Origin of the sequence: Gemmata sp. SH-PL17 (genome assembly GCF_001610855.1) — a bacterium.
Classification (GTDB): Bacteria; Planctomycetota; Planctomycetia; order Gemmatales; family Gemmataceae; genus Gemmata; species Gemmata massiliana.
Map to the genome: position 1 here is coordinate 4,397,330 of NZ_CP011271.1, position 23,668 is coordinate 4,420,997.

At 62.6% G+C, this 23,668-nt stretch carries 15 protein-coding genes; 7 read left to right on the forward strand and 8 right to left on the reverse strand.

Annotated elements, in window-relative coordinates:
* Positions 1-23: 23 nt before the first annotated feature.
* The 6 genes from VT84_RS18295 to VT84_RS18320 all read left to right on the forward strand — a co-directional run bounded on the left by VT84_RS18295 (position 24) and on the right by VT84_RS18320 (position 10,066).
* Entirely contained in the window at positions 24-1,973 is a 1,950-nt protein-coding gene (locus tag VT84_RS18295) for a hypothetical protein (protein WP_052554274.1), read from the forward strand.
* A gap of 184 nt (positions 1,974-2,157) precedes the next feature.
* The gene (locus tag VT84_RS18300) at positions 2,158-3,258 is read left to right on the forward strand and encodes a hypothetical protein (protein ID WP_052554276.1); all 1,101 of its coding nucleotides are present in this window, start codon (positions 2,158-2,160) and stop codon (positions 3,256-3,258) included.
* A 128-nt stretch (positions 3,259-3,386) separates the two neighbouring features.
* Positions 3,387-4,640, forward strand: coding sequence for an NPCBM/NEW2 domain-containing protein (locus tag VT84_RS18305; RefSeq protein WP_082840520.1), 1,254 nt, complete (start codon positions 3,387-3,389; stop codon positions 4,638-4,640).
* 108 nt (positions 4,641-4,748) lie between these two features.
* Positions 4,749-6,572 carry a S1C family serine protease gene (locus tag VT84_RS18310; protein ID WP_082840521.1) on the forward strand — a complete coding sequence of 608 codons (1,824 nt, stop codon included), beginning with the start codon at positions 4,749-4,751 and terminating at the stop codon, positions 6,570-6,572.
* A gap of 74 nt (positions 6,573-6,646) precedes the next feature.
* Positions 6,647-7,831 carry a S1C family serine protease gene (locus tag VT84_RS18315; protein WP_082840522.1) on the forward strand — a complete coding sequence of 395 codons (1,185 nt, stop codon included), beginning with the start codon at positions 6,647-6,649 and terminating at the stop codon, positions 7,829-7,831.
* A gap of 81 nt (positions 7,832-7,912) precedes the next feature.
* A complete protein-coding gene (locus VT84_RS18320; RefSeq protein WP_082840523.1) occupies positions 7,913-10,066 on the forward strand; it encodes a PDZ domain-containing protein in 2,154 nt (717 codons plus the stop codon).
* A gap of 254 nt (positions 10,067-10,320) precedes the next feature.
* Here the strand turns inward: VT84_RS18320 and VT84_RS18325 are convergent, their stop codons facing one another.
* The 7 genes from VT84_RS18325 to VT84_RS18350 form a co-directional block, all read right to left on the reverse strand.
* Positions 10,321-11,229, reverse strand: a complete 909-nt coding sequence (locus VT84_RS18325; RefSeq protein ID WP_082840524.1) for a hypothetical protein — start codon at positions 11,227-11,229, stop codon at positions 10,321-10,323.
* 3 nt (positions 11,230-11,232) lie between these two features.
* Positions 11,233-12,609 carry a hypothetical protein gene (locus VT84_RS18330; RefSeq protein WP_204249790.1) on the reverse strand — a complete coding sequence of 459 codons (1,377 nt, stop codon included), beginning with the start codon at positions 12,607-12,609 and terminating at the stop codon, positions 11,233-11,235.
* A 499-nt stretch (positions 12,610-13,108) separates the two neighbouring features.
* Positions 13,109-13,744 (reverse strand): HNH endonuclease, encoded by a 636-nt coding sequence (locus VT84_RS18335; protein WP_052554288.1) that lies wholly within the window; start codon positions 13,742-13,744, stop codon positions 13,109-13,111.
* Between the two features lie 228 nt (positions 13,745-13,972).
* A complete protein-coding gene (locus VT84_RS18340) occupies positions 13,973-15,127 on the reverse strand; it encodes an McrC family protein (RefSeq protein WP_162271763.1) in 1,155 nt (384 codons plus the stop codon).
* Positions 15,124-16,596: a hypothetical protein gene (locus VT84_RS39660; RefSeq protein WP_162271764.1), complete on the reverse strand. Its 1,473-nt coding sequence runs from the start codon at positions 16,594-16,596 to the stop codon at positions 15,124-15,126. The genes VT84_RS18340 and VT84_RS39660 overlap by 4 nt, the downstream gene beginning before the upstream one ends.
* A 72-nt stretch (positions 16,597-16,668) precedes the next feature.
* Positions 16,669-18,162: a hypothetical protein gene (locus VT84_RS18345; RefSeq protein ID WP_082840526.1), complete on the reverse strand. Its 1,494-nt coding sequence runs from the start codon at positions 18,160-18,162 to the stop codon at positions 16,669-16,671.
* Complete coding sequence (locus VT84_RS18350) at positions 18,149-20,770, reverse strand: McrB family protein (RefSeq protein ID WP_082840527.1); 2,622 nt, start codon at positions 20,768-20,770, stop codon at positions 18,149-18,151. Before VT84_RS18350 ends, VT84_RS18345 begins: the two co-directional genes overlap by 14 nt.
* Before the next feature lie 501 nt (positions 20,771-21,271).
* Here VT84_RS18350 and VT84_RS18355 point away from each other — a divergent pair.
* Positions 21,272-22,030, forward strand: coding sequence for a UDP-2,3-diacylglucosamine diphosphatase (locus VT84_RS18355; protein WP_052554297.1), 759 nt, complete (start codon positions 21,272-21,274; stop codon positions 22,028-22,030).
* Here VT84_RS18355 and VT84_RS18360 read toward each other — a convergent pair.
* Positions 21,994-23,448, reverse strand: a complete 1,455-nt coding sequence (locus tag VT84_RS18360; protein ID WP_082840528.1) for an MFS transporter — start codon at positions 23,446-23,448, stop codon at positions 21,994-21,996. The two genes, VT84_RS18355 and VT84_RS18360, sit on opposite strands and share 37 nt — an antisense overlap.
* Between the last annotated feature and the right edge of the window lie 220 nt (positions 23,449-23,668).

Consider the following 23,668-nt stretch of genomic DNA (forward strand, 5'->3'; position numbering starts at 1 on the left):
GCCCCTTCGGAGGGAGGCTTCCCATGTTCCGCCGGTTGCCGACGTTCCTGCCGTTAACTTTCGCGGCAACGGTCGGTCTGTTCGTGCTCACCTCGTTCCTCACCGCCCAGCCGACCCCTCCGACGCCCGACTCTGGGACCGGGGTGAAACGGAGCCAAGAAGAGAATCTGAAATTCTACAAGACGTTCAGAGACCAGGTGTTGCGTCTCGCTCAGAAGTGGGAAAAGAGCGACAGTCCCGAAGACAAGGACCGTGCCAAGTCGCTCCGCGCCGTGCTGAAGTTGGCCGAAGAGCGCGGCGTCGAGAAGCTGTTCAAGGAGCTGATCGAGGGACTCAATGGCAAGAACCTCGGGGGCAGCGAATTTGACTCGCTCCTCGGCAAGGACAAGCAACTGATCGCCGCGCTGAACGAGATCCTCGAACTCCTCCAAACCGACGACGAAACGGCCCGGCTCAAGGAGCAGATTCGGAAACTCGAAGAGGCCATTAAAGCGATCCGTGAAATCAAGACCAAACAGGAGAACCTGCTCGCGCGGACCTTCAACCCGAAGAGCGACAACGACAAGCTCTCGAAAGACCAGAAGGATCTCGCGAAGTCGACGCAGGATCTGGCCAACAAGCTCGCGAAGGCGGCCGACCCGAACGCTAAGGGCACCCCGAACGCGGGCGACAAGCAGGACGCGAAGTCCGAGAACAAGGCCGAACCGAAGCCGGGCGAGAACACCGCCGAGAACAAGCCCGATACCAAGGAAAACAAGAGCGACAACAAGGAGGGTATGGGCGGCGCCCCGATGGACCCGAAGGGCGGGAGCGAGTCCAAGCCGATGGGCGGCATGGGGATGCCGATGGCGGGCGGCGACAAGCCGGCCCCGATGGACCCGAAGGGCGGCGAGGCCAAGCCGAACGGCGAGTCCAAGCCGATGGACCCGATGGCCGGTGAACCCAAGCCGATGAGTGGCGAGAGCAAGGCCCAGGGCGCGGGCAAAGCCGAGAGCAAGCCGTCGGCCGGTCAGCCGGGCGGCGAGGGCAAGCCGATGGGTGGTGAGGGCATGGGCGGCATGGGCATGGGGCAACCCAGCCCCGGCGGGTCCAAGAGTGGCGGTTCTCCGTCGGGCGGCAGCCCACCCCCGCAACAGGGCGGCAAGAAGGATCCCGCGGCCCAGAACGTGCAAGAAGCCGTCCCACAACAGCAGGGCGCGGAAGAGGACATCAAGAAGAACGAAAAGACGCCGGCTACCAAGAAGCAGGACGAGGCGATCAAGAAACTGGAAGAGGCGCTCAAGGATCTCGAAGCGCGCCTGAAGCAACTCCGCGAGAAGGAACTGGCCAAACTCCTCGCGAACCTCGAACAGCGCGTCACTCTGATGCTCAAGCTCCAGGCGGAAGTGAAGGTCGATACCGAGAACATTGACAAGACCGTTCAGTCGCTCGGCGGCAAACCGGCGATCGCGGAGATCCAGAAGAGCCAGACCCAGGCCGACAAGGAGAGCCAGATCGTCGGGATCGCCGAGGCCACGCTCAAACTGATGGAGGGCGAGGGCAGTGCGGTCGTGTTCGCGGGTGTGCTGAAGGAAGTCAAGGGCGATATGGAGTCCGTTCAGAAGCGCCTGAACGAGGCCCGTGTGGGTGCGGACACGCAGCAGATCGAGTCGGACATCATCGAGCAGCTCAAGATGATGAAAGAGGCGCTCAAAAAGGCCCGGCAAGACCTCGAAAACAAGCCGAGCGAGCCGAAGCCCAACGACCCGAACGCGAAGAAGCCGGACAACAAACTGCTGGAACTGCTCGCCGAACTCAAACTGGTGCGGTCCCTGCAAGAGCAAGTGAACAAGCGGACCGTCATGTACAACAAGCAAGACCCGGGTGAACAGGCCAAGGATGCTCTGATTCAGGCCGAACTGAACCAGCTCGCGGCGCGTCAAAAAGTGCTGCAGGAGATGCTGCACAAGATCGCCACAAAGGAAAATCAGTGAGCTAAAAATGAGGAAGTCGGGCGGCCGGCACGGAATTTGTTGTGTCGGTTCCCGAGAAAAGCTAAGCTTCAGGTGTGAAAAAAACGTGCGGTGGTCGTCTACTGCTCAGGGATGGCCGCCGCGTGTCCACAAACGTCACAAAAACTCTCCGTTTCGGAACGCATTAACCCCCAGGAGTTTTGCCGTGAAGATTCGCCAGCTGTTTGCGGCCGCCGCGGTCTCCGCGGGACTGGCCGTCACCGTCACCCCGGCGTTCGCTGCCGAACCGGCCAAGAAGCCGACGTTCGGGTTCAGCACGCTCAAAGCAGCAACCCCCGAATCCGCTAAAGCCAAGTGCGAAGCGTGGTTGAAGTCGGTCGGCCAGTTCGATCAGGCGGCCTTCGACAAGGTTTGGGCCGACGAGAAGCGGACCGTTCTTGATCGCACCGCCGACTCCCTCGCTCTGGGCAACTCCGAAGTCGCCGCGATGCTCGCCAACGTGCGCAAGCAAGACGCCGTGGCGCCGGACGCCGTCCCGGGCATCCTGAAGGACGACAAGCAGGACACCTTCTTCCGCACCAACGTCGCGCTGGCGTTCGCGAAGGCCGCGGCCAGCAAGAAGGTGTACGAAGAGGCCATCGACGCGCTCAAGGGCGTGAACCCGGACGTCGCGGTCGACCCGGCCAGCTTGTACTTCTTCAAGGCGGTTTCCCACCACGGGACCGCGATGAAAACCGGCGACAAGGAAGCGGCGATCAGCTCGATCGTCAAGCTCCTTGATGACGTGGCAGACGCCCCGGACCGCTACAAGATCGTCGCCACCCTCATGTTCTTTGAAATGCAGAACTGGGCCAGCGACCCGAAGGATCTCTCGAACATCGGCCGCCTGATGGACAACAGCGGGCGCCGGCTCGACCTCGCCCGCGGCGGCGAGAAGACCCAGGACATCCAAAAGAAGATCGTGTTCCGCCTCGACGAGATCATCAAGGAACTCGAATCCCAGTGCAAGGGCGGTAACTGCAACGGTGGCAACTGCCCCGGTGGTGGCCAGGGGAACGGCAACGGGAGCGGTAACAACCTGAACCCGAGCAAGCCGGCCGCCGACAGCAAGATCATGGGCGGCAGCGGTCCGGGTAAGGTTACCGACCAGGAACTGCGCAAGATCGCCGAACAGTGGGGCACCCTGCCGGCCGCGCAACGGGCCAAGGTCGTCCAGGACATCACCCGCGACCTGCCGGCCAAGTTCGAGCCGATGATCAAGAACTACTTCGAGTCCCTGGACAAGATCCACGGCTACAAGAAGTGATTGGTCGGCGCGCACTGACGGTGTAATCTAGGCGGTGGCCGACCGAAATCGGCCACCGCCTCTCTGTTCAGGGCGGTGATTTTGCCGGCCGCGCTTTCGAGTCGATCTTCAGCGCGAGGAACTCAACCATGCGATTCCCCCGCCGCGCCGCGGTGCTCGTCACCGGGCTTTTGGTTTTGGCCGTGAGTGCGTCTGGCGCGATCGGCGACGACGTGACCACCAGTGCCGGCAAGAAGCTCAACGGCAAACTCGTGAGCGTGGACGCCCAGGGCGTTATGTTCGCAGTGGGCGAGAGCAAGGCCCAGATCCCGGCGCGCGACATCGTGGTGGTCGATTTGGGGAACAAGGTCGCTCCGATCCCGAAGGACGTGAGCACCTACTCCGAGATCGAACTGACGGACGGGTCGACGTTCCGGGTCGTGAAGTTCGCGCTGAAGGGCAAGCAGGTCGAGGCCGACCTGATTCCCGGTCCGCAGGGCGTTCCGCTCCCGAAGCTCGATCTCCCGATGGGCGCGGTCTTCTCCGCGATGAAGCGGGCCGACGACCCGAAGGTGCGCGACTCGTGGAAGAAACTCCTGACGACGCGCGGTAAGCGCGACCTGTACGTGATCGCGCAAGAAACCGGTTTCACGTACATCCAGGGCACGGTCCTCGGCGGCGCGGTCGACGACCGGGGCCGGGCCGTTGTGAACTTCGAGAAAGAGGCCGGCGGGAAGGACGACCTGCAACTGTCGCGTTCGGCGGGCCTCGTGTTCTACCAACCGCAGCCGCCGACCATCGCGCCGACGCTGTGCAAGGTGACGGACGTGTTCGGTAACGCGCTCACGGCGACCGAGATCGCGATCTCGGACACGGGCGTTGCCGTCAAGACGGTCGCGGGGGTCACGGTCAAATACGCCTCCACCGCGGCGCTCGTGAAGCTCGACTACGCACTCGGGAACGTGGCTTACCTGTCGGACCTCGACCCGCAACTCGAACTCCCCGAGATCCCGGCCATCGAGAAGCGCCTCAACCCCAACGCGGCGTACCTCAAGGACCGCTCGCTCTCGAACGAACCGATCAAATTGGAGAACCAGACGTTCCCGAAGGGCGTCTGCATGGCCCCCGATACGGTTGCGACGTTCAACCTCGGTGGCGACTACACGCAGTTCAAAGCGACCGTGGGGATCGACGAGAACGGCGCGAACGCGACGAGCGCCGCGCGGGTCACGATCGAGGCCGACGGTCAGGTCGTGTTCACGCAAGAACTGAAGCGGAAGGACAAGCCAAAGGGGTTAGTTCTGGCCGTGAAGGGCGTCAAGCAACTGCGCGTCATCGTCGAAGCGGACACACCGTTCAACGGGAACTACGTCACGCTGGCCGAGGCCCGCGTCCAGAAGTGACGCCGCGCGTGGGCACGGTTAGATACTGAGATCATCAATTATGGGTGGGCTGTCGCACTCGCCTCTTGGGGCGGCCCGCTCAATTCGCACACCTTTCGGGGCTTCACCATGAGCCGATTCCCTCGACCGTCCCGTTTGTTGGCGGTGGCCGCGTGTGCGGTCGTCGCGTCCGCGGGCCTGTTGGTGCCGGTGGCGCCCGCGGCCCCGCTCGACGTGGACAAGGCTGTACTCGACGCCCAGACCCAGCGCATCGCCGCGATCAAGAAGGTTCACCCGGCCGTGGTCGCGGTGTGCATGCCCAACGGCGAGGGGTGCGGGTCCGGCGTGCTCATCGACGCCGAGGGGTACGCACTGACCAACTTCCACGTCGTCCAGGCAACCGGCCCGCTCCCGAAGGCGGGACTGGCCGACGGCGTGCTCTACGACGCGGTCGTGTGCGGCATCGACAAGGTCGGCGACGTGGCTCTGATCCGCATGCTCCCGAAGGAGAAGGGCAAGCCGTTCCCGTTCGTGAAACTCGGGGACAGCGACAAGGTGCGCGGCGGGGACTGGTCGCTAGCGATGGGCAACCCGTTCTCACTGGCGATGGACTTCACCCCGACCGTCACTTACGGTCTCGTCAGCGGGGTGAACCGCTACCAGCCGCCCGAAGGGAAGGGGCTGCTGGAGTACACGGACTGCATCCAGATCGAGACCTCGATCAACCCCGGGAACTCGGGCGGCCCGCTGTTCAACATGCAGGGCGAACTGATCGGGATCAACGGGCGGGGTTCGTTCGAGAAGCGCGGGCGCGTGAACTCGGGCGTCGGGTACGCGATCTCGATCAACCAGATCAAGAACTTCATGGGCCACTTGCGGGCCGGGATCGACACCGACCACGCGACGCTCGGGGCGTTCGTCGCGAGCAAGTCCGAGGACGCGGCACTGGCGCAGATCGTCGTGAAGCAGATCCTGGACGAGAGCGACGCCTTTCGGCGCGGGCTGGAGAACAACGACCAGTTGCTGGAATTCGCCGGGCGCGCGATGACGAGCACGAACCAGTACAAGAACGCGCTGGGAATTTATCCCAAGGACTGGCGCCTGCCGCTCAAGATCCGCCGGGCGAACGAGCAGAAGGAGCTGCTGGTCCGGTTGATGGGGAACATGGAAAAGGAGCGGGAGAAGCCGCCGGTACCCGGCGAAGGGCCGCCCCAACCGCCTCCCTCGGCCCCGGCGCCGAAGCCGTCCGGTGAGGTCGCCAAAATGTTCGAGGAGAAGAAGGGGTACTCGAACTGGTACTTCAACACCCTCGAGCGCAACAAGTTGCTCGCCGAGTTCAAGAAGCACGGGGACTTCTCGAACGTCGCGGGCTCCTGGACGATCGAAGGTTCTTACAAAATGGCCGACCGCGAGGGCGCGATGCGGGCCGAGGTCGCCGAAAACAAGGACTCGGCGCGGGTCACGCTGAAGATGAACGTCGAGACTTCGCTCGAACCGCTCAAGCAGTCGGACATCGGGCTCCAGAAGCAGCCGCTCGGTAGCGGCGGGTTGATGGCGGCACTGTACCAGTACCACCGGTTCCTCACCGTTGGCGAGAAGGGCTTCGAGGGCGGTTTCGCCCACGGCGGCAACGAGCCGTTTTACCCGTACCCGGCCGACGGCTCGGCCCCCAAGTCGCTCGCGTCACTCCGCGTGGACTGTGCGGTGATCGTGAGCAAGCACGGCTCGGTGAACTGCAAGTGGTTCTTCTCGCTCAAGGACAACACGCTCCTCGGGTTCGAGTCGTACATCGCAAAGGACTCGAAGGACGCCGAAGCCGACCCGTGCGAGGTGTACTTCTCCGACTACAAGGACGTGGACGGGCGCAAGTTGCCGGGCCGCATCGAGGTGCGCCACGCGGACAAGCGCTACGCGGTGCTCACCCCGGCGAAATGGACGCTCGGCGGCAAGTAAATTCCGGTTCCCGTGAGGCCCGCGCGCCCGATCGCGCGGGCCTTTGATCCTTCACCCCGGCACACACAATTACCATGTTCACGCGATACTCTGTGTTCCTCGCCGCGGTCGCACTTCTCGGTGCGCCCGCGCTCGCGCCCGCGGCCGATCCGTTCGCGGAAACGGCGGAAAAGGCGAACAAGAAACTGGTGAAGGTCTTCGGGGCCGGCGGGTTCCAGCGGATCAACAACTACGGCACCGGGATCGTCATCAGCAAGGAAGGGCACGTTCTCACGGTTGCGAGTCAGTTGCTCGATACGACCGCACTCGTTGTCCACCTCTACGACGGCCAGCGCCTCCCGGCGCAGGTGATCGTGACCGAACCGTTTCTGGACGTCGCGCTCATCAAGATCCGGCCGGAGGGTAAGAAGCTCGACGAGCCGACCGGCCTCGACCTCGACTACTTCGACTTCGAGGCCGCGGCGAAGCGCCCCCCGGCCGCGCCGGGCGACTGGATCCTGGCCATGAGCAACACGTTCGAGATCGCGCTCCGCGACGAGCCGCTCAGCGTGCAGCGCGGGGTCGTCTCCGCATACACGAAGATGGCCGGGCGCCGCGGGATCTTCGAGTTCCCGTACACCGGCGACGTGTACGTCGTGGACGCGATCACCAACAACCCCGGGGCCGCAGGCGGCGCGCTGTTGAACCGCAAGGGCGAACTGCTCGGCATCATCGGGCGCGAGATCAAGAACACCCTGACCGAGACGTGGATGAACTACGCGATCCCGGTCGGTGGGAAGGTTGATGTGAAGGAAAAGACGATCACGAAGGACAAGGACGGGAAGGAGATTGAGGGCGAGAAGGTGACCACGATCTCGATGCCCGAGTTCGTCAGCTTGGCGATGCAGGGGAAGTACAAGCCGGTCAAGCGGACCGACGTGATCGGGCAGGGCGGGTACCACGGGATCGTCTTCGTGCCCAACGTGGTCGAGCGGACGCCCGCGTTCATTGAGGACGTGGTTCCGGGGTCGCCCGCGGACAAGGCGGGGCTGCGGCCCGACGATCTCGTGAGCTTCGTCGACGGCGAACCGGTCGTCAGCATCAAGGCGTTCGACGAGTTCATCAAGAAGCACACGCGGACCGGTAGCAAGATCCGGCTCGAAGTACGGCGCGGGGAGACGCTCCAGCCCATCGAGGTGGAACTCGGAGCCCACCCGCCCAAACCCAGTAAGCCGATGCCCCCGGGGCCGCCGACCGTCACGACCCCTCCGAAGAAGTAACTGACCTTTTTGGGCGCCAGTTCGAGCCGGCGCTCCGACCGACACAATCATTAACGGACCGCTCTTATTCGGAACTCACCGATGACATTCACACGATCCCGAACCGCGCGGCTGTGGGGTACGGTGGCCGCTGTCGCGCTGCTCGCGGCACCGGTCTCCGCCCAACCGAAGGCGGACATTAACGAGGCGACCGAGAAGGCGATGAAGGCCGCCTCCGCCAAAGTCGCCCCGTCAATTGTGAAGATCGAAACGGCCGGCGGAGCCGAAACTGTTTCGGAGAAGAAGGGTGCGGGGCCGGGCATCCGCAAGGGCGTCGGCCCGACGACGGGGCTGGTCGTCTCCCCGGACGGGTACATTATTTCCAGCGCGTTCAACTTCGCGAACAAGCCCGCTAACATCTTCGTCACCGTGCCCGGGCGCGAGCGTGTCGTCGCGAAGATCGTCGCCAACGATCAGTCGCGCATGCTCACGCTGCTGAAGGTCGAGTTGAAAGACCTGCCCGTTCCCGACGCGGTGCCGAAGAAGGACGTCGAAATCGGTCAGTGGGGGCTGACGCTGGGCCGCACGCTCGACAACAGTGTGGACCACCCGCCGTCGATGAGCGTCGGCATCGTGAGCGCGACCAACCGCATTTGGGGCAAGGCGATCCAGACCGACGCGAAGACCTCGCCCGTGAACTACGGCGGGCCGCTCGTTTCGATCGAGGGGCGCGTGTACGGTGTCGTCGTACCGGCCTCGAACCGGGCTGAGGGCGAGACGGCCGGTGTGGACGTGTACGACGGCGGGATCGGGTTCGCGGTGCCGCTGGAAGACATTCTCAAATCGCTCCCGCGCTTGAAAGCCGGCCAGGATTTGCGCCGCGGATTGCTCGGTGTGCAGCCGAAGGGCGAAGGGGTGTACAACCCGGCCGTGGTCGGTGCGATCCAACCGGACTCCGCCGCGGCGCGGGCCGGGCTGCAGGTCAACGATAAGATTGTCGAACTCAACGGGAAGAAGGTTCAAGACTATTCGGCGCTTCAGCACCTACTCGGGCCGCTCTACGAGAACGACGAAGTCGCACTCAAGGTGATGCGCGGCGACAAAGAAATGGAGTTTAAGGGGGTCAAGCTCCTCGGGATCGCGACCGCGTATGTGCGTGCGTACCTCGGCATCCTGCCGATGCGAGACGATCCGGGTCCGGGGGTCGAGGTCCGCTTCGTGTACCCGAAAAGCCCGGCCGAAACCGCCGGGATCAAGGTCGGCGACCGCATCATGAAGTTCGGCTTGAACCCGCAACCGATTCAGAACCGCACCGCGTTCCTGAACGCGATTCAAACGCTCGTCCCGGGCGTCGAAGTAAAGATCGAGGTGAAGCGGAAAGAGGGCGGGAAGGTCGAAACGGTTTTGGCGAAGCTCGTTCCCACGCCCGACGAGGTTCCGGACAAACTCCCGCTGCCGTCCTCTGCGGGTAAAGCGCTCGAAGGTCAGCCGAAGCCGAAAGACCCGCCCAAAGATCCGTTCCCCAAAGACCCGTTCCCGCCCAAGGGTCTGAGTGACGTGCGCGCGGTCGTCGGACAGGATGAAAAGAAGGACGACAAGAAAGACGAAAAGAAGGACAAGCCGAAGGTTGAAACGGGCTTCGTGACCCGGACCAATGCGGCGCTCGGGCGCGAGTACTGGATGTACATTCCCGACAACTACGACGCGAACGTGTCGCACGGGCTGATCGTCTGGTTCCACGCCGCCGGGCAGGGCGGCAAGGACGGCGAGAAGATGGCCAGGACGTTCCGCGATTTCGCCGAAGACAACCACTTCATCATCATGGGGCCGAAAGCGAACGGCGCCGACGGTTGGGTCGCGAGCGAAACCGAACTCGTGATGCAAGACGTGAAAACGGTGCTCGGCCAGTACACGATCGACCGGACCCGCGTCGTGGCCCACGGTATGGCGAGCGGCGGGCAGATGGCGTTCTACGTCGGGTTCAACGCGCGCGACGTGTTCCGCGGGGTCGGCACGCTGGGCGCGACGCTCGGCACCGCGCCCAAGGACAGCGTCGCGAACCAACCGCTGTCGTTCTTCATCTCGGGCGGGGACAAAGATCCGCTCATCAAGGAGATCGTGGAACACAAGAACCTGCTCTCCGAGAAGCGGTTCCCGGTGATCTTCCGCGAGATGAAGGAATCGGGCAAAGAGTACTTTGACGAAACGACCTTCAAGGACTTCCTGAACTGGCTCGACTCGCTCGACCGGATTTGAGCAGGTGACTTGCGTCATAAAGCGCTGCGGGCCACGCGCAACGTTGCGCGTGGCCCGCAGCGCTTTATGACGCTGGTAGTTCGCGTTTTGATGTTGGGGCCGTGGTTCATGTTTGGAACGAACACGGAGCGATACTCGCACCGAACCGCCCGTCCCTCCCGGTGATGAAAATCTTCATACACCGATAAGTGTCGGCGCACGAAAAAAGCCTGGACCAGCCCGGCTTTCGTGTTGCCGCTCCATTTTCTGGATCGCTACTCTACATCGGCTTCCAGGTCTTTTGCCGCTGGCGTCCAGTTGCCCGACTGGTAGGCCGTTAGGAACTCGATGGTGGTGGCCCTGTCTTGAAACTGGCCTTCGATCTTGTCGCCGTTGTCGTACCGAATGGTGACTTCGTACTTGACCAGTGGGCCGGTCGGGGCTGCCTCGTCGTACTTTTCGACGTAGGCGATGGCGCTGGCCACGCTGACGCAATCCTTTGCCGACCCGTGCAACGGGATTACCCGGATAGCGTTGATCTGTCGCACAATGGCCCGCTCCAAATGCAGCATGAATTCTTCAAGGCCGCGCTGGTTCAGCTCCATCAACTTCTTCCAAACCCCTGTCTGACCCGTTGCTGACACGCTTGCCCATTTCAGCATCTTGGCTTCGTGGTCTTTGTCGGGCGTAGCTTCATCGTAGCGGGCATCAATCCCGACCGTGGCGAACGCTTCGACGATGGAATCGTAAGTGAGGTAAAGGACTTTGAAGCCCGTGGACCGAAGTTGGGCCAGTGCGTTGGGTGTGTAGTCACCCGCAAGGACGCACCCGAGGAGCGGGGCACTGAAACGATGCTTCTCGGCGATGGGCAGGATGGCCCCCTGAATCTCCTGGGCTTTGTTCTTTGAGTGCTTTGTGTACCGCCGCCACGCACTCTCAATGAAGGCGATGGGGGTTCCGATCTTTTCAGGCGTCCCGCCCCGTTCAAGAACGTAGTCCAGGTCGTGCCCGTTGCCGAAGGTATCCACCCATCGGAGCTTCTTCCCCGAACGTGCCGGTCGCGGGTCCTTCTTGTCCAGGAACAGGCCGTGCTTATCGGCGAACGCCTGCAATTGCGGCTCGATGGCCGATTCGCAGTATTCACCGACGAACTGTCCCCATTTGTGTCCCGCTGCTTCGGCCATGTTTTACCCCTGTACCCAAAGCCGACCTTCGTGCAGCGGAACCCGATGCTTCCGGTTCTTCCACTTGATGTTTCGATCCCGTGTCTTCTCAAACCTGAACGATTTGAAGCCAGCCGCTAACGCCAGTTCTCCCAACCAGCGGTCGACGGGGACGTAGACCCCATACGGTGCGGAGTCGCCAACTACGAAGCAGACCAGCGAACCCTTCGCCGTGACCCGTCGTAGCGCCAGCCAAACTTCCGCCATGTCCTTGAAGTAGGCCGCAACCATCGTGTGGTAGTTCTTCTTCCCGCGGTGAGTGTCACGAACCGTCGCCATCTCTTTGCAGACGGTCTTCAACTCGGTCGAAATCGCCTCAACCACCTTCGCATCCAGTAAGGTGTCCATCTGCTTCGTGAGCGAAGACACGTGCTGGGTACACGAGCGAACCAAGTGGGAGCGAACGGTATCTTGTAGACACCCCCAACCTTCGATCTCCCCGAAAAAGGTCATCTCCAACCGAGTGGCGTCAGCGTAGTCGTAATTGTTTGCATACGGGGGTGACGTAATCACTAGGTCGGCCCACCCGTCGGGGACCGATTCGCACTTCCTGGCGTCGTCGGCGTACAACCTCGCCTGCGGCCCCGGTTGCTGATTTTGCAGAAGCGTCATGTCGGCAGCGAACAAGCGAACCTTCGCCTCGAACGCCGAAAACGGGTTCGTCGCCCTGGCTTTGCTCTTGCTTGGAAGAACATACTGCCACTGTGCGGTTCCGACCGGCGAGCATTCCCGAAGGATGCCGCACAAGGCCAGCCATGAAAGAGCCGAGTTGGGAGAGTCATCGGCCTTCCGCTTCCAGGCGCAACGAAGCGCTTCAAGCTGGGTCAGTATCTCAGGCGGGAAACACTTCCCCATCAAAGCGGGGTACTCTTTCCGGCGCACCTTCTCTGTCCTGGACGAAGCCAGGATCGACAATGCGTACCTGGTGAACGCTTCGGGGGGGGCACGCCAGTTCAACTTCGCCTGAGCGATGCGGGCAACGAACGGGTGGGCTTCGATCCCTGTACTTTCAACTTGGCATCGTTCGGCTTCTAGGGCTACGGTTCCCGATCCGGCGAATGGGTCGAAAATCCGGCTTCGACCGGCTGCTTTCTCTCTCTCGATGACCTCCCTGACCCACGGGGCCGAAAACCCCGCCGAGTAACGGAACCAGCGGTGGACGGCCAAACCCAGGTTATCGGCGAAGGTCGAAGTGGTGTCTTTCAAGCTGCCCGTGGCTGGGTCGTCCGTCTCCTCTGTGGCAGCCACAGAGGAGACGGACGACCCAGCCTTCACTTTCGTCTTTCTCGGCATCTTCGTGTTTTCCGCTTTGCCTACACCGGGGCACTCGTTAAGAAACATACCCCAATTTCCCCCTCATTCCAGGCAGGTAGGGCGCGCTTTCGACCCGGACCCATTGCAACAGCTTCCCTTATCCCACACGTCTTTGTCAGCGGGGACACCCCCGAAAATCTTCGCCCCGACTTGCCGGTCAAATTTTCTGGAAATATGAGCATATGGCCGTGCCGCTTCAGTAGAGCGAAGGCCGCCTCGTCGTGCTGGCACACGAAGCGATCAAGCAGTTCCTGGTCGGATTCTCCTCGCGCCCATCGACCGGCCGTGAGTGCGCGCACGCTCTGGAGTGACGGGTCCGCGATCCCAGTTGTCATTGAACGCCTCCTTTGGATCGTCGGTGCCCATCATAGTGCCGAACTGGTACCCGTGCGGCACGGCGATTTTGAGGCACTCCGCATGGAAGGCGAACGCTCTTGGAAAAAAACGAAGCCCGCGCGTCGACGGATGCGACGCGCGGGCTTCACCGTAATCAATTTGTCGGGGACGCTGGCGTGCCCTCTCGATCTCACTTCAGTTCGACGTTCCAGTAGGCGTTGTCGATGAACGACTGCCACGACTGGTACTTCTTCTGCGTGAGCTTGAGGTTCAACAGCGGGCTGCGCTTCGGCTTCTCCGGCTTGCGGATCAGCGTCATGTTCGCCTGCCGCGGGGTGCGACCGCCCTTACGGACGTTGCAGTCCACGCACGCGCACACAATGTTGTCCCAGGTGGTCCCACCGCCCTGGCTCCGGGGCACAACGTGGTCCAGCGACAGTTCCGTTGTCGGGAACCGCTTACCACAGTACTGGCACTGGTTGTGGTCCCGGGCGAAGATGTTCCGCCGGTTGAACTTCACCGTCTGCTTGGGCATCTTGTCGTAGCTCAAGAGCCGGATGACGCGGGGCGACAACAGCTCCGAGCTGGTGGTCCGAATCCAGTCGTCGTCCTCCTGGCGGAAGTTGGCGGCGCGGAAGGCGCTCAGCTCGGCCCACGACTCGAAGTTGTAGGTCGAGAACTGCCCGTCCTCCATGCTGACCACTTCGGCCAGATCCTTGCACAACAAGCAGAACGCTCGGCGGACGGAGACCACGTGAACGGCCATGAACGTCTTGTTCAGCACCAACACGCTCGCGTCCAGGGCCGAGTAGGAGCCGACATTCATAGCGAAACGGCCTTTCTCAGTGGGACAGCGCGGCCGGTCGGCAACGTACCGAGCGGTCCACTCGTCAGATGGAGAGGCGCGAGTGGGCGAACAGGTTCAGTCGCTACCCCATCATAGCCGGTGGAAATTCGTTACCGCAAGTGCCGACAAGCCCTCTTCGTGAACAGTTTCACAAGGGCTTCACGCCGAGCCTGTGCATCCAATACTCGCGAAAAAATCGGAACGTGATTACGATCGGCGGCAGTCGCGTGCGAGTTTCGCGATCGAATGGGCCAGTTCCGCGGCGTCCCCGATCACGCGCACGCGGTAGCGCGACACGCGCACGCGGCCGTTGGGGGTAGTGAAGTGGGTGCGGGCGTCCGTGTGCCCCGGGTACACCAACCCGACTCGCTCCGCGCCCGTGAGGGTGGCGTAAGCCAGGACTTGGTGGAGGTCGTTCGCGTCGAGCGTGGTGGTCTTCCACTTCGCGTCGAGCACCACTCGCGCGACGTGACGCTTGCAGATCACGATGTCCGGCTCAAGGGTCGTAGGGCCGAGCGTGAAGCCGGGCTGTGCCTCGACGCCCCACGCGCGGTGTGGGGCCAACTCACGGGTGAGCGCTTCAGTGAGGTACCGCTCAAAGGCCTGACCGAGATCGATCAGAAACGCGCTACCCGCGTGCGCGAGCGGATCGGCGCTCGCGAGTCCGTTCAGGATCAATCGGCACACGTTGAGGAGCGGTCGATACGACTCCGCACGCGGTTCCGCGCGGGCGAGGACGAACGTGCGTTCCGTGACGGGTTGGGGAAGAACGCTGGCGAGCGGCACAACAGCAGATTCGATGCGCTGTCGAAGTGCGAGCGGTAATTCTGTGCGATCGAGTAACGCGATGGCGGTTGCTTTGGGTATCTGGTTCCACGGGGTGTTCAGGTCGAAGACCGGTTCGTTGATGTAGAAGCGGTCGGGAAACGCGCGGGCTGCTGCGTCGCGCATCTGTTCGGCGGCCCGGAGCTTTCCTCGAAGGAACGACGATGTGGTTTCGACTTCACTGTACCCCGCAACCAAGCCCGGCCGGGTTACCGCTTCGAGTTGGTCCACGAACTCGGTCGCGAGCACGGCCAGCAGGTCGGTTCCGGGTTCGTGGGTGGTACCTTCGGCTTCGGGAGAAAGACCGAGCAGGAGCCGCAAGTTCGGCCACGGGATCTTGGGGCGAATGATGTATCGCGTGGAAGGGCCGGTGAGGAACCCGACGAACCCGCGGGGCGTGAGCCGGACCCGTCCGCGCTCGAATGTGGGTACGACGTCGATGAGGTGGCGCGCGTGAGCGAGTAGGAAAGTGATTTCCGCGCGCGGGAGGCGCACCACGCGCGGGCGACGTTCGGTCAGCGTTACCGTGGGGGTCACGGGTTGTGCGGTTCCTCTGCGGGCAGCCCACGGTGGCCGGGTAGCCACAGCCGATAGCCGATCCCGGTTCCTGGGCCACCACCTTGGAAGTCGGTGTGCTCGGCGTCGATTTTGAACGGAGCGTTGGCCCAAAAACAGTATACCGCGATGCGGTCCGGGAAGACGCGGTAGGTGATTAGTTTACCGTCGAACGGGCTGACAGGAACCGCTGGTAAGAAGGTCGGGGTGAGTTCGGTGAGGTCGTTGGGCCACCGGCCGTTCTTGATCCGGAATCGCTCACAGGCAACACACGTAGCAGCGGAAAGTAGGTCCGCGCGACTGCGCAACCCGGCTTCCGCGATTTTTTGGCACGCCGGGGTGAGGAGGCGTGTGATGAGGTAGCGGTACTCTTCGGGCGGGCCCTTCGGGATCTCGATCTGTTTGATCGCGGCGAGCTGCTCGTGGTGTGGGAGTTTTGACGCCTCCAAGTACGCGGTGCAGATCTGGAGGCACTTCGCCCGGTCGCCCGGTAACAGCGCCTTGTACGTGTGGAACGCGGCGTAATGTTGCGGGCCGGGGCTATTCGTCGAGGCGTACTTGAATGCGTTTTCTGGCGGGATCGAGCCGTCTTCGAGTCCCCGAAAAACCTTGTCGATCATTCCTCGTTCGCCGCGCATCCCGATCTGGAACCAGGGAACGTCGGCTTCGGTGAGTAGTTCCGCTTGGAACTCTGTGAGGTCGTCCGTTGGCTCGCTCCACGCGAGCACTTGCATTCCCGTTTGTGACGCGACCTTTGCGATCGCGATCCGGACCAGTTGCGAAATCAGGACGGGTTCGTCACCCACGGCACGCGCGATACTCAGTGTCGCCCGGGCGGACGAGATCCCGCGGCTCGGGTTCTTCTTGTGTATGGCCGCGAGGTGCCCGTCGTACTGGAGCAGTGACGCGACCTGGCGCGCGTGATCGAGGTGCGGGAGCAGGGTGGCGATCGGATCCGTTCCGATGGTGAGCGGGAACGTCCCGCCGCGCTTGTTACGAAGGATCAGGGCTTTTGTGCGGACGACGGACGTGATCTGTTCGATCGTTTCTGCGCTCGTAATCGCATCCGGCGGGGGCAGGTGGTTGCTCGTGTTGTGGACCCGCCAGCGGTTCGCGTCCTCGGACCGCTGCCACTCGCGAAATTCGTGCGGGATCTCGGCCGCGCACTCGGTCACAAATGCGGCCGCGTTGTCGTCGCCCTTGACGTCATTCTTCGCGCGCTCGGCGAGGATCGCGTCGAGGCGCCAACCGGGGTCTTCGGCGTCCAGGCGGTTGGTCGTTGCGTTCAACTGACGCTGCCCGAGCCGCCCAGCCTGCCACCGGCCGGTGAATCCGATCAACACAATGACCGCAATGAAAATGAACCCCCACCGGGCGACTTTTCGTATCTTCCGAAAGCGCTGGTGCGGGGGCGGAGGGGCGAAATCATCGTCCGGGTCGATCTCGGTCACGAGCGTGTCTCGGGTGGGGAGGGACCAGATTGAGACGCTTCTGCCGTTCGGCGATTTCGCCCGCACGAAGAATCACGGGTTGTCGTTCTGTTGTTCCTGCTCGGGCGCGGGTTCTTCTGGGAGTGGGGGTTGATGCCGGTGTTCGGGGTTCCACAACCGGAACCGGCTATAAGTCGTGGTTGGAGATGGGGGCGCATTCAGTGTTCCGCCGTCCCCGCGCAGATCCTTCCCGACCGAGTGAATAACAACGCCTTGCTCGAGTTTCGTGAAGCGCAGCGGTTCCGCCGTATAAGGATCGAGTGGGACCGCGGGTAGATACGCCGGCACCAGTTCGGCGAGCGCAGTGGGCCAACGCTTGTGTTGCTGGCGGAACCGCTCGCACGCGATGCCCACAACCGCACAGCGCGCTTCAGCGACCCCGCGCCAGTGTGCGTGCGCGACGCGATCCACGGCCGGCAACAGGAGCCTTGACAGCATCCGGGTTGGCTCATTGGGCGGGACCGGGATCGTCGCAAAGAGCGCGGGCTGTTCGGAGATCGGTCGGCGCGCGAACTCGACGCACTGCGTCAGCCAAGACAGTGTGTAAGCACGGTCGGCGGGCAAGTTGCTGCGGTAGTGCCACCATCCGAGCTGCGCCCACGTGTCCTGGAAGCTCCGATCGATCGCCTGTGCGGGCGTCGCAGCGCCCGAATCGAGGTTCTCAAACAGGCGATCGAACGCGGCGCGCTCTCCGCGCACCCCGTACAGCAAAATCGGCTCTTCGGCGTCTTCTGTGAACGCCGCTTGCAGCTCTTTGAGTTTCACTGCGTCCGCGGTTTGTGCGAGGTGCCATTCGACGGATTTGACCGTGATCGCGCGTACCGCCATGCGCACCAACTGCGAGACGAGGAACGGCTCATCACCCACCGAGCGCGACGCATTCAGAAGAGCGAGCAGGTCGTCCGCGGCTCGCGACCGGTCACCGTCCTCGGTCGCGAGTACGACGTCCCAGCGGAGCACGTCCGCGGTCTGGCGCGTGTCCTGAGTGTCTTGTAAAACGGTGTCGAGCACGTTCGGCTTCAGTACGATCTCGCGGTGCCCCGATGGGTAGTCCTTCAGTGAGCGCGCGAGGGCTGCGGCGTCGGCGGAGGTGGCCAGTTCGCGCCGAACTTCCTTCAGAATCGACGGTGAATAACGGACGTTAGGCTGGACATCCAGGCGCGACTTCCAGGTGCCCTTTGCGAGTTCCTTGCCCCATTCGGCGTGCGTCAGCTTTTTGATTTTGGGGATCAGTTCTGTGCTGTTCTTCCCTTCGGGCGCGTTTTGCCGGGTCGCGACGAGCCGATCCCACGACCAGTTCGGGTCTTGCTCGTCGAGTTGAGTGTGAGCCGCGGTCAACGCGCGTTCGCCATCGCGCCGGGCCAACGACCGGTCCACGAGCGTGCAGCCGCCGTAGCCGACGAGTGACACGGCGATCGAGACGCCGATGCGTCGGACCCATCGCCACCGGGACGGTCTTGAGACTTCAAAGAAACTGCGATCCACGTCGTAAACGGGCGGTTCGGCCACGAAATCAGCCTCCTGCATCGGTCGTCGCTTTGAGCCTTCGGCGCTTCTCTGCGCTGGCGGTTAACAGGCGCTCGGGGGTATAGTCTTTCAGGCGGTCCTCGCGCCCACCGAGGTAGTCGAGCAACAGCGGCCGGACGTGGTGTTCCCACACCGCCGTGAGCCGCTCGTTATCGAGTTCGGGCACCATAAACAGGCTGTGGCCGACCTGCTTTTCCGGCCCGAGGTCGCGCGCGAGCCGGCGGTTCAGTTCCTCGAACAGCAGAACCACTCGCGGAGCGATGGACGTGCTTTCTGGTTCGGAGCCCGCGCGCGATTCCAGCCACGAAGCGAGAATCGCGGCGTCCGCGGGCATGTCCACGAACGAGAACCGGCGCCGGAGCGCCTGATCGAGCGCGACCGCGGAGCGATCGAGTTGGTTCATCGTCGCGATGAGGAACAGGTTCTCCGGCAGCCGGAACTGGCGCTTCGAGTATGGCAGGGTGATCGCTTGGTCGCGGTATTCGAGCAGGTAGAGCAACTCGCCGAAGATGCGCGGCAGGTTCCCGCGGTTGAACTCGTCCACAATGAGCACGTGCGGCTCACTCGGCCGGCTCGCGGCCTGTTCCGCGAACTGGCACAACACGCCGTCTTCGACCGGGAACGTGACTTCCGTCTTGCCGTTGACCTCGGTCCCGCGTGCCCGGATGCCCTCAACGAATTCCTCGTAACTGTACGCGGGGTGGAACTGCACGAGGCGCACGCAATCGGCGCGGTCGTGCGTGAGCAACCGTGCAAGGCATCGGGCGACGTGCGTTTTGCCGGTCCCAGGCACGCCCTGAAGTACGAGCTGCTTCTTGAGGCGCAACAAACTCAGGATGCGATCGAGCCATACTTCCGACAGGAACGTTTCGCGGTGGAACGAAACGGGGTCGTAGATCGGCGCATCAACCGGTACGCCGGCGCGCGTCGCGAGGAGCGGGCGCGGATCGGCTTCCGCCGCACACGCGAACGCCGGGAGTAAGCGGTCGAACGTGAGCAGGATTTCCCCCGTGAGTGCGTCCTGGCGGAGCAGGGGGGAGGATGGTTCGAGTTGCTTTTCGACCGCGATCGTTTTGTGAACGGCCCACGCGCGAAGGTCCGCGGCCGACTTCACTGTGACTTCGTCGGAGAGGTCGTCGCCGGTCCAAAAGTGGCACTCATTGAACGCCGCGCCAGAATGCAGCGCGCGGAAGATGGATTCCGCGTGTTCCTGGATGTTGCGCCGGAACTGCTTGCCCGCGTCGCGTGCCATGCGGCCGAGATGGAACCCGTAACTCACGCCCTCACCAGCCACGCGCACAAAAAACTGCGCGTCGGCCCGCTTGTTCGCTTGCGCTTTGCGGTAGAACGTGATCCACTGAACGGGCTGGTACGGTCCGCTCCGGCCGAAATCGTTCTTGCAAATGCTCGTGACCGCGCGCCCGGTCTTCGCGTCGCACTCCAGATCCCAACCGTACTCGCGGTTCAGTATGGGGTGAATGTAGCGCTCTGCCACTGATTCGCACAACTCGATCATCGGCTCGCGCAGCACAAACTGGTAGCGCTCGCGGTGCTCGGCCATCCAGTCTTTCGCGTTCGTTTCTGCGAGTTCGTCGAGGAACGCGAACGTGTCCGAACAGAAACCGTGGAAGTCACCGAGTTCCGGCTCGGAGGTTTCCGTGTCCGCGATCGCGAGCACCACGTCCGCGAGTTCGAGCGGGTGAACGCGGAACCGCTCGCGCAGGACGACCGCGACTTCGCCCCACAAACGCGCGCGATCTTCTTCGGGCAACGCGACGGAATACCCATCATCCAGCGCCGAGAGCGCCGTTTCCCAGCGCGAGTCCGGGAACGCCGTCCGGAACGCAGCGAACGCCGTCGTGTGGTCACCGACCCTTGCCGCTGTGAGGAACGCGCCGATTGCCTGGGCCTGTTCTTCGGAGACTGCGCGGATGCGCTTTTGCAGCGGGAACCGTGAACGCACTTCGCGGATGGCCTGCTCGATCTGCTCGGGTTTCGCTGCCCACGCGAGCGCCCCGGGAAGTGCTCCCGCTGGCGGTAACTCGCGCCCTTCAATGCGCGCGACCCGTTCGAGGAACTGCGTCACATCGGCCGCAGTGAGGTCCGGGGCGTGTTCGCGGACCATCTCGCTCGCGCGACACATACTGTCGAAGCGCGAACGAACATCGGGAGCGATCTCGCGCAACAGCCCCAATCGAAGCAGGCCGTTCTCGACGGCCGGGCACCAAACGGGAATGAATTCTGTTTCAGTGCTTGCGAGGACCGCGGACCAGAACCCCGGTCCCAGACCGGCGACGAAATAAACTTCGCCCGGAGTAACACACCGGGCCAAGCGTTCGGGTAATGGGTCAGTTGCCCGGAACAGGTGGTTCATCGCGTGCCGAATCAACCGGACCCGGCGCGTGAGAACTTCCGCGTGAAATGAGACTGGCAGGGTCGCGGTCGCGATCGAATTCAGAGCCGAAGCGAGCTGATAATCGGTCGCACTGTCGAGAAACGCGACGGTTAGCGGCGATGCCGCGGGACGCGGAAGGGCAAACCGGCTGGCGCGGAACGCGGTCAGCAGCGGAATGAGTGGGAGCACACGAGTACGGTTGCCAGTCGGCATGAGCCGGTGTCCGAGTGCGAGGACAACTCACCGAGTGGAGTAGATCGTATCAGATTTAACGGTTTGGCCGAGGTAGGTTTGTGAACTTGCGGATGCGGGTAGCTTTGGTTGACTTTGCGGATTTTAACTTGGAACCAACAAATGTGATTTCTGAAGTGAGAAACAAAAAGATCCCGCCGGAGGTCGCTACAGCGTCGCCCATTCACTGTAGATACCAACCGGCGGGACACTGGAATAATACCCCGGGCTTCCTCCGCGAGCAACTAATCGTGTCAGTTTTTTCTGCGTGGTTATCCGACACTGTCAGCTATTCGGACAAGTGGAGCTAGTCTCGCAGACTAGTTGAGTCTCGGTCTCGGATCGGACGAGGAGGATTTTTGGGACTATTCCACGAGTGAATTGCTGTTCTCTCAAAGCCTTCATCCGGTCTACACTCGGACACAATCTGGCGCAGCTATGACAATAGTTGAAGTAGCGCCCGCCGTGCCGTTGGAGGCTTCCGTGCTCGACGCCGTTGTCATCTCCGACATCCACCTCGGTAGCCCGAACTGTCAAGCGAAATACCTCGTTCACTTCCTCGCTGAAGTGCGCCGCGGGGAACTACGGGCGAAACAACTGATCCTCAACGGCGACGTGTTCGACTCGATCGACTTCCGCCGGCTCAAGAAGCACCACTGGAAGATCCTGTCCGAGATCCGCAAGCTCGCGGACCACATGGAGATCACCTGGATCAACGGGAACCACGACGGCTCGTCGGAGGTCATCTCGCACCTGCTCGGGGTGCGGTGCGCCGACGAGATCGTGGTCGAAAGCGGGAACCGGAGGTTGCTGTTTCTGCACGGGCACCGGTTCGACGAGTTCATCTCGCGCTACCCGTTCATCACCTGGGTCGCGGACCGCATTTACAACTTCCTCCAGCGCGTCGATAAGTCGCACTCGTTCGCGAAGTTCGCGAAGCGCCGGAGCAAGACGTTCCTCCGGTGCGCCCAGAAGATCGAACAGGACGCGGTGCGGTACGCGGCCAAGTTGGGGTGCGACGCCGTGTGTTGCGGGCACACGCACCTGCCGGTCGCGAACACCAGCGGGGCCGTTCACTACTTCAACAGCGGGTGCTGGACCGAGAAGCCGTGTCACTACCTCACGGTCCAGGACGGCGCGGTCACCGTTTGCTCCTACACCGAGGAAGTTCCCGATGAACTCCTCAATGCGGGCGAACTGGTCGATCACCCGGTCACGGTTTCGCTCTCTTCGGTTGCCTGAACCGGCCGCGAGGCGGGTTCGGAATCGCCCGCGATCGGTTTCGTGGGGTCGATGAGGAGCCAAAGTCCGACCCCGAGGAAGTAGACGACTCCGTACATCGTGAAGCAAATCAGAATGCCCTGCGTGCCGGGGTACTTCTTCATCAGCAAGCCGGTGATGAGGAGCGTCGAGACCGCGCCGACGAGGTTGCCGAACATATTCATCGCGCCGGACACCGTGGCCGCGTAGTCGCGCCCGATGTCCTGGCACACGGCCCATGCGGGCGCCATGATGAGGTCGTTCATGAACCCCATCAACACGAGGAAGAACGCGAACAGGAACAGGTTGTCCGGGTCCGCGAGTTTCACACCTGCGGCGGCGAAGTAGCACAACCCGGCCCCGCCATAGCCGATCATACCGAACAGCCTGCGCCCCCACTTGCGGTCACCGGTGCGTCGGATGTAACGGTCCGAGAGCGTCCCGCCGAGCAAGCACCCGAACATCCCGATTAACAAAGGGCACCCCGCGAGTAGAGCGAGGAGGATGCGCCCGTTCGGTTCTTCTGTCCACTTCTTGAACTCGGTCTGCAGTGTCCGAGGCAGGAAGTACATCAGGAAGTACCAGCAAAAATTCGTCACAACATACATGAAGCAGATGGCCCACAAGTTCCGGGAGCGGATGAGCTTGCCCCACGGAACTTGAACCGGCCCTTTTGTTTCGATCCGCCCCGCATCGATCTCGGCGCGCTCCGCTTCGTTTACTAGCGGGTGCTCGGACGGTTTGTTGCGGAAGACGAAGTAGAATACGAAGCACCAGACCGCCGCGACGCTCGCGAACAACCACATCGCACCGCGCCAACTCAGCCCCGTTGCGACCCCGTCCGCGTCCGGCTTGTGGATGCCGCCGATCTTCCAGTCCGTGAGTACCACCCACACGAGCGGTGTGAGTCCACCCATGAATCGGGCCGACATCCAGATGATGGATTTCGCGAACCCGCGGTCCGCGGCCGGGAACCAGTTATAAAGTGCCTTCGCAATATTCGGGAACGCTCCCGCTTCACCCACACCGAAGAAGAACTGGATCACGATAAGCGCGGTGAAACCGAGGTACACGCCGCCGAGGTAACTGGTGCCGACGAAACCGGTTAGCCCGACGAACAGCGACCACCACAGCACAACGCGGAGTAGCGTGGAGCGCGGGCCGCGCGTGTCGCCGAGCCAGCCCGAAGGGATCTCGAACATCGCGTAGGCCAACTGGAACGCGATCAGCACCCAGAAGAAGTCCTCCTCGCCTACGCCGAGGTCTTCCATGATCGCTTTTTTCGCACTGCCGTTCGCCGCTCGGTCCATGTACGTAATCATGGCCAGCAGGCAGAGTAGGAAGAGTACCCAGTATCGCGTGCGCGTCGGTGCCTGATCGGGGACGGGAGCAGCGGTCATGTGGAGAACCAGCGGGAGAGCGGCGGGAAAGTGTCTTACTGTAGCCGACCCCGCGCGCGACGCGAAAGGAAAACTCCTTGCCCGTCGGTAGTTCGGTCCGGTAAGCTCGCTCCCGCGCGTCGGGTCGTGCCGGTTGAGTTAGCGGTTCCTGCGGCGCTACGCCGTGGACGGGTTGAAGTGTCGAGCAGTTCAGTTAGGGCCGGCCCCTGGGTCTAAACAG

What these genes read in the sequence shown, in the direction of transcription:
- VT84_RS18295 (WP_052554274.1), top strand. Translation starts at nt 24, where the DNA reads ATGTTCCGCCGGTTGCCGACGTTCCTGCCGTTAACTTTCGCGGCAACG.
- VT84_RS18305 (WP_082840520.1), top strand. Translation starts at nt 3,387, where the DNA reads ATGCGATTCCCCCGCCGCGCCGCGGTGCTCGTCACCGGGCTTTTGGTT.
- VT84_RS18310 (WP_082840521.1), top strand. Translation starts at nt 4,749, where the DNA reads ATGAGCCGATTCCCTCGACCGTCCCGTTTGTTGGCGGTGGCCGCGTGT.
- VT84_RS18315 (WP_082840522.1), top strand. Translation starts at nt 6,647, where the DNA reads ATGTTCACGCGATACTCTGTGTTCCTCGCCGCGGTCGCACTTCTCGGT.
- VT84_RS18320 (WP_082840523.1), top strand. Translation starts at nt 7,913, where the DNA reads ATGACATTCACACGATCCCGAACCGCGCGGCTGTGGGGTACGGTGGCC.
- VT84_RS18325 (WP_082840524.1), bottom strand. Translation starts at nt 11,229, where the DNA reads ATGGCCGAAGCAGCGGGACACAAATGGGGACAGTTCGTCGGTGAATAC.
- VT84_RS18330 (WP_204249790.1), bottom strand. Translation starts at nt 12,609, where the DNA reads ATGTTTCTTAACGAGTGCCCCGGTGTAGGCAAAGCGGAAAACACGAAG.
- VT84_RS18335 (WP_052554288.1), bottom strand. Translation starts at nt 13,744, where the DNA reads ATGAATGTCGGCTCCTACTCGGCCCTGGACGCGAGCGTGTTGGTGCTG.
- VT84_RS18345 (WP_082840526.1), bottom strand. Translation starts at nt 18,162, where the DNA reads ATGCAGGAGGCTGATTTCGTGGCCGAACCGCCCGTTTACGACGTGGAT.
- VT84_RS18350 (WP_082840527.1), bottom strand. Translation starts at nt 20,770, where the DNA reads ATGCCGACTGGCAACCGTACTCGTGTGCTCCCACTCATTCCGCTGCTG.
- VT84_RS18360 (WP_082840528.1), bottom strand. Translation starts at nt 23,448, where the DNA reads ATGACCGCTGCTCCCGTCCCCGATCAGGCACCGACGCGCACGCGATAC.